Below are 13,662 nucleotides of genomic sequence, written 5' to 3' on the forward strand. Positions count from 1 at the left end.
CCGATGAGCAATCGCATCTATGTCGCGATCGACACCCCCGATCTGGCGCGCGCGCAAGCGCTGGCCCAGAAGGTGCGCCATCATGTCGGCGGCCTGAAGCTGGGCCTCGAATTCTTCTGCGCCCACGGCGCGGGCGGCGTGCGCGAGATGGCGCAGATCGGGCTGCCTGTCTTTCTCGACCTGAAGCTGCACGACATCCCCAATACCGTCGCCAAGGCGGTGCAGTCGCTCAGCCCGCTCGCACCCGCCATCCTGACCGTCCATGCCAGCGGCGGCCGCGCCATGCTGGAGGATGCCAAGGCGGCGGCACCGACCGGGACCAAGGTGGTGGCCGTCACGATGCTGACCAGCCTCGACGCCTCCGACCTGTCGGACACCGGCGTCGTCGGCACGCCCGCCGATCATGTCCGGCGTCTCGCCGACCTGGCGGCGGAAGCGGGAATCGACGGTATCGTCTGCTCCGGCGAAGAGGTGGCGGCCGTTCGGAAAGCCTGGCCCAAGGGCTTCTTCGTCGTCCCCGGCGTGCGTCCGGCGGACGGCGTCATCGGCGACCAGAAGCGCGTGGTCACCCCGCGTGCGGCGGTCGATGCCGGTGCCTCGATCCTGGTCATCGGCCGTCCGATCACCCAGGCCGAAGACCCCGACGCGGCGGCACGCGCGATCGCCGCCACGCTCTGACCCGTTTTTCGACTCCTCCCATTCGGGAAACGACCATGTCCACGACGACCAAGATCTGCGGCTTGACGACGCCCGCCACGCTCGACGCTGCGCTGGGCGGGGGGGCGAGCCATGTCGGCTTCGTCTTCTTTCCGGCGTCCCCCCGGCATCTGACCTTCGACGCGGCGGCGGGTCTGGCGGGCCGCGTGCCCGATCATGTCCAGCGGGTCGGCGTCTTCGTCGATCCCGACGACCAGTTGCTGGAGGCGGCGGTGCGTGCCGGGATGCTGGACGCGATCCAGCTCCACCGCACCGCCCCCGCCCGTGTCGCCGCGATCCGTGCGAAGTTCGACCGGGAGGTCTGGGCGGCGGTTGCGATCAAGCTGCGCGGCGATGTCGAGAAGGCGCGCGACTATGCCGGTGCCGCCACGCTGATCCTCTACGACGCCAAGACGCCCGATGAGGCGTCGTTGCCCGGCGGCATGGGGCTGCGCTTCGACTGGAGCCTGCTCGACGGGGTTCGCCATCCGCTGCGCTGGGCGCTGTCGGGTGGCCTCGACGCCGGCAATGTCGGCGAGGCGATCCGCCGCACCGGCGCGCCATTAGTCGATGTGTCGTCGGGTGTCGAAAGCGCGCCGGGCGTCAAGGATATGGACAAGATCGCAGGCTTCCTTAAAGCCGTTGCGACAAATCAGTGACAGGATCGTTTGCAGGGGTCGCCTCTGCAAATGCCCAAGGGAAGTGACATGAACGCCCCCAATTCCTTCCGCGCCCAGCCCGACGAGCGGGGCCATTTCGGTGACTATGGCGGCCGTTACGTCGCCGAGACGCTGATGCCGCTCATCCTCGACCTGGAACGCGAATATCGCGCGGCGCAGGTCGACCCGGCGTTCAAGGCCGAGTTCGACGACCTGATGACCCATTATGTCGGGCGGCCTAGCCCGATGTATTATGCCGAGCGCATGACGGAGACGCTCCGCGCCAGCGCGCCCGAGGGCAAGGGGCCGAAGGTCTATTTCAAGCGCGAGGAGCTGAACCACACCGGCGCGCACAAGATCAACAACTGCATCGGCCAGATCCTGCTCGCCAAGCGGATGGGCAAGACGCGGATCATCGCCGAGACGGGCGCGGGCCAGCACGGCGTCGCGACCGCCACCGTCGCCGCGCGCTTCGGCCTGCCCTGCACCATCTTCATGGGTGCCCGCGACATCGAGCGTCAGGCGCCCAACGTCTTCCGCATGCGGTTGCTGGGGGCCGAAGTCCGTCCCGTGACCTCGGGCGCGCAGACGCTGAAGGATGCGATGAACGAGGCGCTGCGCGACTGGGTCGCCAATGTCCACGACACCTTCTACATCATCGGCACGGCGGCCGGTCCGCATCCCTATCCGGAGATGGTTCGCGATTTCCAGTCGGTCATCGGCACCGAGTCGAAGGCGCAGATCATGGAGGCCGAGGGGCGTCTCCCCGACCTGCTGATCGCCTCGGTCGGCGGCGGATCGAATGCGATCGGCCTGTTCCATCCGTTCCTCGACGATGCCGGCGTCGCCATGCTGGGCATCGAGGCGGCGGGCCATGGCCTGAACACCACCCAGCATGCCGCCAGCCTGACCGGCGGCAAGCCCGGCATCCTTCACGGCAACAAGACCTATCTGTTGCAGGACGAGGACGGCCAGATCGCCGAGGCGCATTCGATCTCGGCGGGGCTCGACTATCCGGGCATCGGGCCCGAGCATAGCTGGCTGAACGATACCGGCCGTGTCGTCTATGAGGGCGTAACCGATACCGAGGCGCTCGACGCTTTCCAGCTCTGCTGCAAGGTCGAGGGGATCATTCCCGCGCTCGAATGCAGCCACGCGCTCGTCGGCCTGATCCGCCGCGCGCCGCTGATGAACCGCGACCAGATCGTGCTCGTCAATATTTCGGGCCGTGGGGACAAGGACATCTTCACCGTCGCCGACGCCCTGGGAGCCAAGATGTGAGCCGCATCGCCGATACCTTTGCCCGTTGCGCACAGGCCGGTCGCGCGGCGCTGGTCACCTTCGTGACCGCCGGTGACCCGACGCCGCGCGATACCGCCGCGATCCTCGACGCATTGGTCGCGGGCGGCGCGGACGTGATCGAGCTGGGCATGCCCTTCACCGATCCTATGGCCGATGGTCCCGCCATCCAGAAGGCCAATATCCGCAGCCTGGGCGCCGGCACGCGCACCGCCGATGTGCTCGCCATCGCCAGCGCGTTTCGGGCGCGCCATCCGGACGTGCCGCTGGTCCTGATGGGCTATGCCAATCCGATGACGGTGCGCGGCCCCGAATGGTTCGCGACGGCCGCCGCCGCCGCGGGGATCGACGGCGTGATCTGCGTCGACGTGCCGGCCGAGGAAGACGACGCACTGGGCGCGGCGCTCCGCGAGAAGGGTGTCGCCTCGATCCGTCTTGCCACGCCGACCAGCGATGCCGCGCGCCTGCCGACGATTTTGACGGGCGCCGATGGTTTCCTCTATTATGTCTCGGTCGCAGGCATCACCGGACAGCAACAGGCCGCGCAGGCGTCGATCGAGGACGCGGTGGCGCGGTTGAAGGCAGCGACGCCCCTGCCCGTCGCGGTCGGCTTCGGTGTCCGCACGCCCGAGCAGGCGGCGGCGATCGGCCGCGTCGCGGACGGCGTCGTCGTCGGCTCGGCGATCGTCGATCTGGTCGGCGAGCACGGTGTGAACGCGGCAGCGCCGGTGCGCGCCTATATTGAAACTCTGTCGTCGGCGCTGGCCGACGCCCGCAAGGAACTCGCATGAGCTGGCTCAACAGCGTCCGCAACGTCATCCCCTTCGTCGTCAAGAAGGAGACGCCCGACAATCTCTGGCACAAGTGCAAGGGATGCGGGCAGATGGTCTTCACCAAGGAACTGGAAGACAATCTGAACGTCTGCCCGAAATGCGATCATCATGACCGCATCGGGCCGAAGGCGCGTTTCCGCCACCTGCTGGACGAAGGCAGCTGTTCCGAGCTTCCCGCGCCCAAGGTGCCCGAGGACCCGCTGAAGTTCCGCGATTCCAAGCGCTATGCCGACCGGCTGAAGGCCGCGCGCACCAACGCGGCGGAGACCGATGCATTGGTCAACGCGCGCGGCACGATCCTGGGCAACAAGGTCGTCGTCGGCGTGCAGGACTTCGCGTTCATGGGCGGCTCGATGGGGCTGGCCGTGGGTGAGGCGTTCGTGCGCGGCGTCGAGGCGGCGATTGCTGACAAGTGCCCCTATGTCATCTTCACCGCATCGGGCGGCGCGCGCATGCAGGAGGGTATTCTCAGCCTGATGCAGATGCCGCGCACGACCGTCGCCATCCAGATGCTGCACGACGCCGGCTTGCCCTATATCGTCGTGCTGACCGACCCGACCTCGGGCGGCGTGATGGCGGCCTATGCGATGCTGGGCGATGTCCAGATCGCCGAGCCGAAGGCGACGCTGGCCTTTACCGGCCGCCGCGTGATCGAGAGCACCATTCGCGAGAAGCTGCCGGACGACTTCCAGACCTCGGAATATTATCTCGACCACGGCATGCTGGACATGGTCGTCCACCGCCGCGACCTGCGCGAGCGTCTGGCGACCGTCATCGGCTATCTGACGGCGTCGCGCCAGGCCGCCTGACCCGTCGCCTTTTCCAGACGATCGCATTAGAGGGGCGGGCCGAGAGGTCCGCCTCTTTTCCGTTCCGCCCCTGAAAGCTCGGTCAATGCCCGATCACGCCCGTTCCCAAGACCCGGCCGTTCAGGCGCAGCTCGACCGGTTATGGTCGCTGTCGCCCGGGGCCGACGTGCTGGGGCTGGAACGGATCACGCGGCTGCTCGATCGGCTGGGCAATCCGCAGGACCATATGCCGCCGGTCTTCCATGTCGCGGGAACCAACGGCAAGGGCTCGACCTGCGCCTTCCTTCGCGCGGCACTCGAAGCGGCGGGACATGATGTCCATGTCTATTCCAGCCCGCACCTCGTACGGTTCAACGAGCGTATCCGCATCGCCGGACGTCTGATCGACGATGCGGCACTCGCCGCGTCGCTCGACGAGGTGCTCGGCCATGCCGAGGGGATCGGCGCCAGCTTCTTCGAGGTAACGACGGCGGCGGCCTTCCTGGCCTTTGCGCGGCATCCGGCGGCGGCGACGATCATCGAGGTAGGACTCGGCGGGCGGCTGGATGCGACCAATATCCTGCGCACGCCCGCCATATGCGGGATCGCGGCGCTGGGGATAGATCACGAGGCATTTCTGGGGCGCAGCCTGACCGGTATCGCACGCGAGAAGGCCGGGATCGCCAAGCCGGGCGTGCCGCTGGTCACGATGGACTATGCGCAGCCTCTGCGCGAGGCGATCGCACGGGTCGCCGACGCCGCAGGAGCGCCGGTACTCCCACGCGGTCAAGCGTGGCATAGCGAGACGCGGCGGAACCACGTCACCTACCGGGATGTGCTGGGGGCGATTACCCTGCCCCGCCCGACGCTGGTCGGCTCGCACCAATCCCGCAACCTGGCGCTCGCCGTCGCGATGCTCCGGCACCAGTCCGCCCTGACCATCCCGACCGAGGCGTTGCAGGCCGCTGCCCGCCAGGCGCATTGGCCCGCCCGGATGCAGGCGCTGAGCGACGGGCCGTTGACACGGCATCTTCCGGCGGGGAGCCAATGCTGGCTCGACGGGGCGCACAACCCCTCGGCGGCCATTCCGGTCGCCCGGACGATGGCGACCTGGCGCGCGCAGGGACCATCGGCGCTGGTATTGGGTATGCTGTCGAACAAGGAGGCCGGTCCCGTCCTCAGCCGGCTCGGAGCGATGGTCGAGCTGGTCGTCACGCTCCCCGTGCCGCACCACGCCTGCCATGCGCCGGAGCACCTCGCAGAGCAGGCGCGCGCGCTGGGCTATCACGCGGTTTCCGCCCAGACGCCTGCCGAAGCGCTCGACCAGGTCGCGGCGCATTTCGGCCGCCCCGCGAACGTCCTCATCGCCGGATCGCTTTATCTGGCAGGGCAGGTGCTCGAGGAGAATGACGAGCTGCCGCAATGATGCGACGAGGCGCACACCCGACACCCATTATTTGCGATTGACTATCAATAGCGTCGGTTTAGCATGAGCGGGCAATCACGGAGTCCCGCCGATGGCCGAAACCACCACGCTCGCCGCTGCCCTGCCCCATACGCTGCCGGCCTGCCCCCATGCCCGGATCGCGCTGTTCGCCATCCGCCGGATGGGCGCGCATGGTCTGTCGGATGCGCGCGCGGCGCACACGCTGTTCACCGTCTTCGGACAGGATTTCCGGCGTCCGTTGATCCTGATGCGGACGCTGATGGCGGATCTGGCGGCGCACGCTTCGGGTCAGATCGCGATCGCGCCCTGCTGCTGCGGGCGGATGACGGCGGCCGAGGCGGCGCTGATGACGATCCTGGCGCAAATGGAGGTCGCGCCCGACAAGGCGCGTTTTCTGATGAGCGATCTGCTCGGCGTCCGGCGGATCGACGGCGTGCTGGCCAGCGCCGCCGCCGTCAGCGCGGCCTTTGCCGATGAAGGGCGTCCGATCAGCTTTTGACGGACGCGCCGCTGCGGGCGTCGCCTTCGCCAGCGATGCCCGCGCTGCCGATCGAACGATCGACCAGTCCCGAACGGGCCATCCACCAGAACAGGATGACGCCGGGCAGCGCCACGACAGTGGTCAACAGATAGAAGTCGACATAACCGAAACGTTCGACCAGCGCCCCGGCGGTCGTACCGCTGAGGATACGTCCCACCACGCTCGCCGCCGCCGAGATCATCGCATATTGCGCGGCGGTGAAGCGCAGGTCGGTCAGCGCGGAGAAATAGGCGACGACGGTCACGCCGCCGATGCCGCTGGCGAAATTCTCGAACCCGATGGCACCGGCCATGCCCAAATTGGAATGCCCCGCCGCCGCCAGCCCGGCAAAGGACAGGTTCGACACCGCCATCAGGATCAGGCTGATGATGACCGAGCGCTTCATCCCCAATCGCGCATAGAGCACGCCGCCGACGAACACGCCGATCAGCAAGGCCCAGAAACCGACGCCGACATCATACAGCGCGATCTCATCCTTGCTGAAGCCCAGATCATTGAAGAGCAGCCGGAAGGTGAGGTTGGCGAGCGTATCGCCGATCTTGTGGACCAAAATGAAGGCCAGCACGATCGCGGCCCCCTGACGCCGAAAGAACTCGGCGAACGGGCCGACGATCGCGCGGATCACGCCTTCGCTCGGGCGCTTGGCAGTGATCTCGCTGTGCCGTGCCGGCTCGCCCATGATGAGCGCCGTCAGTACGGCCGGCAGCGCGAAGGCGCAGCTGACCAGATAGGCGACGCTCCACCCGGCACGCGTCGCGATGACGAGCGAGAGCGAGGCGACCAGAGCCGACCCGATCCGCCAGCCATATTGGCCCATGCCGGCGCCCACGCCCAGCTGGCGCGGCTCGAGCAGTTCGATGCGATAGGCATCGATGACGATGTCGAAGGTCGCACCCGCCACCCCCAGCGCGATCGCCGCCATCGCGGTCTGCGCGAGCGACACGCGCGGATCGGACAATCCCAACCCGGCCGCCGCCAGACAGACGAAGACCGCGATGACCAGCAGCCACGACACGCGCTGCCCCATGCGATGAAGCAGCGGGATCTTTACCCCTTCGACGATCCAGGCCCAGAGCCATTTGAAATTATAGGCCAGGATCACCAGTGCGAAGGCGGTGACGCTCTTCTTCTCGATCCCCGCTTCCGCCAATCGGCTGGACAGCGTGGCGTTGATCATGGTCAGCGGAAAGGCCGAGGATATGCCCAGCGCCAGCGAGGCGAGCGGGGCCGGCTCGATATAGGGCCGAACGCCATCCACCCACCGACCACTCGCCATATTCCGTCCCGCTCCAGCGCAAAGACGCGACCGTAAAGGCCTTCGTCCCCGGGAGCAATGTCGCGATCAGGCGCCGGCGAACAGGCGAAAGCCGGACGGCAGGCGGCTCGGCGCCTTGCCGGTCCGCTTCTCCTCGACGGCCGCGATCGCGCCGAGCAGATCGCGCGGACCATAGGGCTTCATCAGCACGCCCTCGGCCAGCCCGTCCGCCTCGGGGGGCAACGTACCGGTCAGGAACAGGACCGGAATGTCGCGGTTGCGCGCGGCCCGTGCGACGTCCAATCCGCTACCATCGGCCAGGCGGACATCGGCGAGGACGAGATCGATGGCGCTATCGCCTTCGATCAGGGCCACCGCCTTGCTGACCCTGTCGACGGTCGCCACGACCTCGAACTCCGCATCGGTCAGGACATGTTCCGTGTCGAACGCGACCAGGGGTTCGTCTTCGACCACCAACAGCCTGACGAGCTGCCGCTTCTTTCGCCCGAAGAGTCTCATTCCGTTCTCGGTCCGTTTTGCCCACCTGCGTTAAAGTCGTAACGCTCCGCCTCGACGAAACGACGCAAACATTTTCCTTTGGTCCATACCCTATGTATCAGGGCGCAATATGACATCAGAACACCGTATCGCAAAGCTGTTGGCAAGGGCGGGCGTCGCCTCGCGCCGGGAGATCGAGCGCATGATCGCCGAGGGGCGCATCGCCCTGAACGGCACGACCATCGAGACGCCGGCGACGCTGCTGACCACTATCGACGGGATCACCGTCGATGGCGAGCCGGTCGCCGCGCCCGAGCCGACGCGGCTCTTCCTTTACAACAAGCCCACCGGCCTGCTGGTCACGGAACATGATCCCATGGGCCGGCCGACCATCTATGACCGTCTGCCCGAGGGGCTGCCCCGGTTGATGCCGGTCGGTCGGCTCGACCTGAATACCGAGGGGTTGTTGCTGCTGACCACCGATGGCGGCTTCAAGCGCCAGTTGGAACTGCCGGCGACCGGTGTCGAGCGCACCTATCGTGCGCGCGCTTACGGCGACATCACGCAGGCGCAGCTGGAGGAGCTGATCCACGGTATCGAGATCGACGGCATCCGCTATGGCCAGATCGACGCCAATCTGGAGCGGCGGACCGGCGCCAATGTCTGGATCGAGTTGACGCTGCGCGAGGGCAAGAACCGCGAAGTGCGCCGCGTGCTCGAACATCTAGGGCTGCAGGTCAGCCGATTGATCCGCCTGCGCTACGGCCCCTTCGTGCTCGACGAACTGCCGGTCGGGGAGATCGGCGAGGTCAAGGGTGCGCAGATCGTCGAGTTCCGCAAGACCCTGCTGGGCGGTATCCCCGCCGATGCGGTTCGCCCGACGCCACGGGCCGGTTTCCGAACACCGCCAGCCACCGTCAAGCCCGACCGTGCCGCCCGCCCCGCGCGCATCGACGGCGAGGCGCGCACGCCTCGCGATGCCAAGCCGCGCGGCGCTGGTCCGGCTGCCAGCCGTGCCCGGCCCGGCGCGGCGCGCAGCAATGATCGCCCGGAACGCCCATCGCGCGACGAGCGGTCCTTCCGCGGCGCTCGACCGACCGATGGTGATCGGCCGCAGCGTGGGGAACGCCCGTTTCACGCTCGGTCCGATGCGGGACCCTCGGGCCGCGCCGATCGCGATGACCGGCCGGCGCGTGGCGAGCGTCCGTTCCGCACGCGATCGGATGGCGCAACACCGAACCATGGTGGCCGTGACGATCGGCCCGCGCGCGGCGGAGGTTCTTTCCGTCCGCGTTCCGACGCGGGATCGTCGCGCCGTGCGGACCGCGAAGAGCGTCCGGCACACGGGGATCGTCCGTTCCGCGCCCGATCCGACGGCGCGGCATCCGGCCGAGAGGCGCGCGCCGAGCGTCCTGCCGGTGGCGAACGGTCTTTTCGTCCACGTACGGACTCGGCTTCCTCGGGACGTGGATCGCGTGACGATCGCCCCGCCCGGACGGACCGGTCGACACGGGGCGACCGTCCGACGGGCGACCGTCCATCGCGGGGGCCGCGCAATTCGCCGGGAGGCAATGGCCGCCCTTCCGGTGGCGGACGTAATGGTCGTCCCGGCGGCGGTGGATCGCGCCCCGGTCGGCCGGGAGGCAATCGCTGATGCGTGTCATCGCCGGAGAATGGCGGGGCCGTCCGCTGGTCGCGCCCAAGGGTGAGGTCACCCGCCCGACCGCCGACCGAACGCGCGAGGCGCTGTTCTCGATGCTGACCGCGCGGCTTGGCGCGTTCGACGGGCTGGCGGTCGGCGATTTCTTCGCCGGCTCGGGGGCGCTTGGGATCGAGGCTTTGTCGCGCGGAGCCGCGTCCTGCCTGTTCGTCGAGCAGGACCGCAATGCGCTCGACGCGCTGCGGGCCAATCTCGACAAGCTGGGTGCCAAGGGTGACGTCCGTGCGACCTCGGTGATGGCGCTCGGGCCGGCGCGCCAGCCGCTCGACATCATCCTGATGGACCCGCCCTATGGCACGGGCGCGGGCAGCGTCGCGCTCGACAAGCTGGCGCGGCTGGGCTGGATCGGTCCGGCGACCTGGATCAGTATCGAGACCGCCAAACAGGAAGAGGTGGACGTCGATGGCTTCGTCGTCGACACCTCGCGCGTGCATGGCAAGGCGCGGCTGACCCTGCTCCGTCAGGGCTGAGCGAGCCGCCGACCGCGCATCAGCCCCAGACCCGCCAGGCTCAGCAGCCCGGCGGCGACGAGATACGCGCCGACCCAGTTCAATCCGCCGCGCTCGGTCAGAGCTTGCGCGGCGATCGGCGCCAACGCGCCGCCGATGATCCCGCCCAGATTGAACGTCATCGATACACCCGTATAGCGCACCCCCGCCGGGAACAGCGCGGGCAACCAGCCTCCCAGCGGGCCATAGGCGAAACCCATCACGAACAGCGCGGCGGCCAGCCAGACGAAGACGACGCCGAGCGATCCCGATCCCAGCATCGGCCCCATCGCCAGTCCGATCAACACGCATCCGGCAAAGCCGATCGCCAGCATCATGGGTGCACCACGCCGATCCGCCATGACGCTGGACACAATGACGCCCGCCGCCAGGAACAGGATGGCGACAAGCTGAACGCCCAGAAACGCCTCGCGTGGATAGCCGAGCGTGCTGGTGCCATATCCGAGTGCGAAGGCGGTCGCGAGGTAGAAGATCGCAAAACAGGCGATGACCCCACCGGTGCCGGCGAGCAGCGCACGGCCATGGCCGCTCAATAGGGTGGCGATCGGCACGCGCGGCAACGCCTCCGCCTTCTTGGCTTCGGCGAAATCGGGCGTCTCAGTCAGGCGAAGACGAACCCATAGCCCCAGCAGGACCAGCACCGAACTCGCCAGAAACGGCAGTCGCCAGCCCCAGGCGCGGAACTGGTCATCGGTCAGCAGCAGCCCCAGGATCAGGAAAAAGCCATTGGCCAGGATGAACCCGACCGGCGCGCCCAGCGGCGGGAACATGCCCCAGGTGTTGCGCCGACCCGGCGGCGCGTTCTCGACCGCGAGCAGCGCGGCCCCGCCCCATTCGCCGCCAAGACCCAGCCCCTGCCCCAGTCGCGCCAGGCACAGCAGCAGCGGCGCGATCCAGCCGGCCTGCGCATAAGTCGGCAGAAAGGCGATCGCGACGGTCGAACCGCCCATCAGCAACAGGCTGGCGACCAGCGTCGACTTGCGCCCCACCCGATCGCCGAAATGCCCGAACGCGACCGCGCCGACCGGCCGGGCGATGAAGGCGAGGCCGAAGCTGGCATAGGACAGCAGCAATTGCGCCGTGGGCGACGACGACGGAAAGAAGAGCGGCCCGAAGACGAGCGCCGCCGCCGTCGCATAGATATAGAAATCGTAGAACTCGACGGCCGTGCCGGTCAGGCTGGCGAGCAGGATATGGCGGTGCGAGGGTGGTACGGCACGGGTCATGCCCCCGCTGTGGCAGAAGCCAAATGCCGCCGTAAAGACCTATCGATCCTCCGAACGCCGGCTCAGCCCGCCAGTCCTGCGACCAGCTTCAGTAGCAGCCAGTATAGCGATCCCGACAAGAGCATAGCGACCGGCAACGTCAGCACCCAGGCGAGCGCCATGTTACGGACCGTCCGCCCCTGTAACCCCGCGCCATTGGCGACCGAGGCGCCGGCGACGCCGGACGACAGGATATGGGTCGTCGATACCGGCGCACCGAACCGCTCCGCCAGCAGGATCGTCGCCGCCGCCATCAATTCGGCCGACGCACCCATGCCATAGGTCAGGTGCGTCTTGCCGATCCGCTCGCCCACCGTCACCACGATCCGCCGCCAGCCGACCATGGTGCCCAGACCCAGCGCCAGCGCGACCGTCACCTTCACCCAGAGCGGAATATAGCGAGTGCCGCGCTCGAGCTGCCCCGCATAGGCATTCAGCGAGTCGATCTCGGCCGCGGTGAAGCGGCTCTTGGCCCCTTCGTCCTTCGTCACCATCCGGGTGGAGTCGAGGACCAGATACATGTCGTTGCGCAGATTGGGCACGATCGCGGCGGGCACGCGGCTGAGCGCACCGTAATTGGCGATCCGATCGCCGATGTCGTGCGACAGGGTCGACAGGCCTTCATAGACCTGCGGCGTATTGATTTTCTTGGTCCGCACCCCCTCGACGACGGCGGCGCGTGCGCGGTCGAGCGGAAGCGCAAACCCGGTGCCATGCGCGGCATAGGCGGCCGAGGCGACGTCGGCGCTCCGGACGAAGGCGGGCATCGCGCTTTCGGGCAAGGTGCGGTTGAGCGCATAGGCGGTCGGCGCGCAGCCGATCAGGATCAGCATGATCAGGCCCATGCCCTTCTGCCCGTCATTGCCGCCATGCGCGAAGCTGACCGCCGTGCAGGTGAAGATCAGCAGCGCGCGAATGCCGCGCGGCGGCCGCGCATTCCCTTCGGGCTCGCGGTACAGCCGCTCGTCCTTCAGGAATCGCTTCATGACGAGCAGCAGCATCAACGCGCCGACAAAGCCGATCAGCGGGCTGAAGAGCAGCGCCGACAGCACCTTGCGAACCTGCGCCATGTCGACGCCCGACACACCCGAGGCGCTCGACAGCAACTGGTTGGCGAGCCCGACGCCCAGGATCGATCCAATCAGCGCATGGCTCGACGAATTGGGCAGACCCACCGCCCAGGTCGCGAGATTCCACAGGATCGCCGCAAGCAGCAGGGCGAAGATCATCGCGAAGCCGCCGGCGGAGCCGACATGCAGCATCAGGTCGATGGGCAGCAGCGTGATGATCGAATAGGCGACCGCGCCGCTCGACAGCATCACGCCCAGGAAATTGAAGAAGCCCGACCAGACGACCGCCAGCGGGGCGGGCATCGAATGGGTGTAGATGACGGTCGCGACCGCGTTGGCCGTATCGTGGAAACCGTTCACGAACTCGAAGCCCAGCGCGATCAGCAGCGCGAGACCCAGAAAGGCGAAGACACCCATCGCCATCGGCTCGCCCACATTGGCGGTGTCGGTGGCGATGCTATAGCCGGCATAGGCCAGGCCACCGACCAGCAGGGCGGTGAAGACCCAGCGCCCCGACGGGTGGAGACCCGCGTCGAGCCTAGGTCCACGAACGCGGGATTCGGACTCCCCACCGGCAAGCGCATATGGTGTCATGATGGAAGCTCGTTGCGCCTGTGACGTGACATTTTCATGACGCGGATCGGCGGCCGCACGCGCCATCAACCAGAAATGGGACGGTCGGCACAGGCACGACCGTCCCATGTTCGCGACGGTGTCAGCGAGTGCTGGCGAGCATGACCGGCGCGTTGGTCAGCGCGGCGACCTTCACCGCGCTGTCGGCCCGCATTTCGGCGCGGCAGCGCGTGATGTCGCCGTTGATCCGCAGGTCGCGGGTCATGTGGCCACAAGCGATGGCGGCGGCACGACGCAGACGGGCGTCGAGCATCGCGCGATGCTCGGGCTTGCGCAGGTCGAGGTCGCGGTGGCGGACCGTGGCGGTGACGGTCTCCCGCGTCTGCGCCTGGGCGGGCGCGGCGGACATCAGGACGGCGGGCACGAGAATAGACGCCGCAAAAGCGGCGGACATGAACTTGGTCATCGGAAATCTCCTGCAACGGATCATGCCCGTCACGGCGACGTGA

General features: G+C 67.7%; 14 protein-coding genes. 9 read left to right on the top strand and 5 right to left on the bottom strand.

The window, feature by feature from the left end; all coding sequences use genetic code 11:
• Positions 1 to 3 precede the first annotated feature (3 nt).
• The 7 genes from pyrF (at position 4) to GGR48_RS05470 (ending at position 6,221) form a co-directional block, all read left to right on the top strand.
• Complete coding sequence (pyrF, locus tag GGR48_RS05440) at positions 4 to 678, top strand: orotidine-5'-phosphate decarboxylase (protein ID WP_183950864.1); 675 nt, start codon at positions 4 to 6, stop codon at positions 676 to 678.
• Between the two features lie 35 nt (positions 679 to 713).
• The gene (locus GGR48_RS05445; RefSeq protein ID WP_183950865.1) at positions 714 to 1,355 is read left to right on the top strand and encodes a phosphoribosylanthranilate isomerase; all 642 of its coding nucleotides are present in this window, start codon (positions 714 to 716) and stop codon (positions 1,353 to 1,355) included.
• Positions 1,356 to 1,403: 48 nt separating this feature from the next.
• Positions 1,404 to 2,636 carry a tryptophan synthase subunit beta gene (gene trpB / locus GGR48_RS05450; RefSeq protein ID WP_183950866.1) on the top strand — a complete coding sequence of 411 codons (1,233 nt, stop codon included), beginning with the start codon at positions 1,404 to 1,406 and terminating at the stop codon, positions 2,634 to 2,636.
• Positions 2,633 to 3,445 carry a tryptophan synthase subunit alpha gene (gene trpA / locus GGR48_RS05455; RefSeq protein ID WP_183950867.1) on the top strand — a complete coding sequence of 271 codons (813 nt, stop codon included), beginning with the start codon at positions 2,633 to 2,635 and terminating at the stop codon, positions 3,443 to 3,445. Before trpB ends, trpA begins: the two co-directional genes overlap by 4 nt.
• Positions 3,442 to 4,296 (top strand): acetyl-CoA carboxylase, carboxyltransferase subunit beta, encoded by an 855-nt coding sequence (accD, locus tag GGR48_RS05460; RefSeq protein WP_183950868.1) that lies wholly within the window; start codon positions 3,442 to 3,444, stop codon positions 4,294 to 4,296. Before trpA ends, accD begins: the two co-directional genes overlap by 4 nt.
• 85 nt (positions 4,297 to 4,381) lie before the next feature.
• Positions 4,382 to 5,701, top strand: coding sequence for a bifunctional folylpolyglutamate synthase/dihydrofolate synthase (locus GGR48_RS05465; protein ID WP_183950869.1), 1,320 nt, complete (start codon positions 4,382 to 4,384; stop codon positions 5,699 to 5,701).
• Positions 5,702 to 5,792: 91 nt separating this feature from the next.
• Positions 5,793 to 6,221 carry a DUF6628 family protein gene (locus tag GGR48_RS05470; protein ID WP_183950870.1) on the top strand — a complete coding sequence of 143 codons (429 nt, stop codon included), beginning with the start codon at positions 5,793 to 5,795 and terminating at the stop codon, positions 6,219 to 6,221.
• Here GGR48_RS05470 and GGR48_RS05475 read toward each other — a convergent pair.
• Together GGR48_RS05475 and GGR48_RS05480 are read right to left on the bottom strand one after the other, a co-directional pair.
• Positions 6,211 to 7,539, bottom strand: a complete 1,329-nt coding sequence (locus tag GGR48_RS05475) for an AmpG family muropeptide MFS transporter (RefSeq protein WP_183950871.1) — start codon at positions 7,537 to 7,539, stop codon at positions 6,211 to 6,213. The two genes, GGR48_RS05470 and GGR48_RS05475, sit on opposite strands and share 11 nt — an antisense overlap.
• A 66-nt stretch (positions 7,540 to 7,605) precedes the next feature.
• On the bottom strand, positions 7,606 to 8,037 hold the full coding sequence (locus tag GGR48_RS05480) for a response regulator (RefSeq protein WP_183950872.1): 432 nt from the start codon (positions 8,035 to 8,037) through the stop codon (positions 7,606 to 7,608).
• Between the two features lie 109 nt (positions 8,038 to 8,146).
• Here GGR48_RS05480 and GGR48_RS05485 point away from each other — a divergent pair, with 109 nt between their 5' ends.
• Positions 8,147 to 9,670, top strand: a complete 1,524-nt coding sequence (locus GGR48_RS05485; RefSeq protein WP_183950873.1) for a pseudouridine synthase — start codon at positions 8,147 to 8,149, stop codon at positions 9,668 to 9,670.
• Positions 9,670 to 10,206 carry a 16S rRNA (guanine(966)-N(2))-methyltransferase RsmD gene (gene rsmD / locus GGR48_RS05490; protein WP_183950874.1) on the top strand — a complete coding sequence of 179 codons (537 nt, stop codon included), beginning with the start codon at positions 9,670 to 9,672 and terminating at the stop codon, positions 10,204 to 10,206. The genes GGR48_RS05485 and rsmD overlap by 1 nt, the downstream gene beginning before the upstream one ends.
• On the opposite strand, the gene GGR48_RS05495 is transcribed toward rsmD, so the two are convergent.
• The 3 genes from GGR48_RS05495 to GGR48_RS05505 all read right to left on the bottom strand — a co-directional run bounded on the left by GGR48_RS05495 (position 10,197) and on the right by GGR48_RS05505 (position 13,619).
• Complete coding sequence (locus GGR48_RS05495) at positions 10,197 to 11,471, bottom strand: MFS transporter (RefSeq protein WP_183950875.1); 1,275 nt, start codon at positions 11,469 to 11,471, stop codon at positions 10,197 to 10,199. The genes rsmD and GGR48_RS05495 overlap by 10 nt on opposite strands.
• Before the next feature lie 62 nt (positions 11,472 to 11,533).
• On the bottom strand, positions 11,534 to 13,174 hold the full coding sequence (locus GGR48_RS05500; protein ID WP_183950876.1) for an inorganic phosphate transporter: 1,641 nt from the start codon (positions 13,172 to 13,174) through the stop codon (positions 11,534 to 11,536).
• A gap of 121 nt (positions 13,175 to 13,295) precedes the next feature.
• Complete coding sequence (locus GGR48_RS05505; protein WP_183950877.1) at positions 13,296 to 13,619, bottom strand: UrcA family protein; 324 nt, start codon at positions 13,617 to 13,619, stop codon at positions 13,296 to 13,298.
• Positions 13,620 to 13,662: the final 43 nt, after the last annotated feature.

The sequence above is a fragment of the Sphingomonas pseudosanguinis genome (genome assembly GCF_014196255.1).
Classification (GTDB): Bacteria; Pseudomonadota; Alphaproteobacteria; order Sphingomonadales; family Sphingomonadaceae; genus Sphingomonas; species Sphingomonas pseudosanguinis.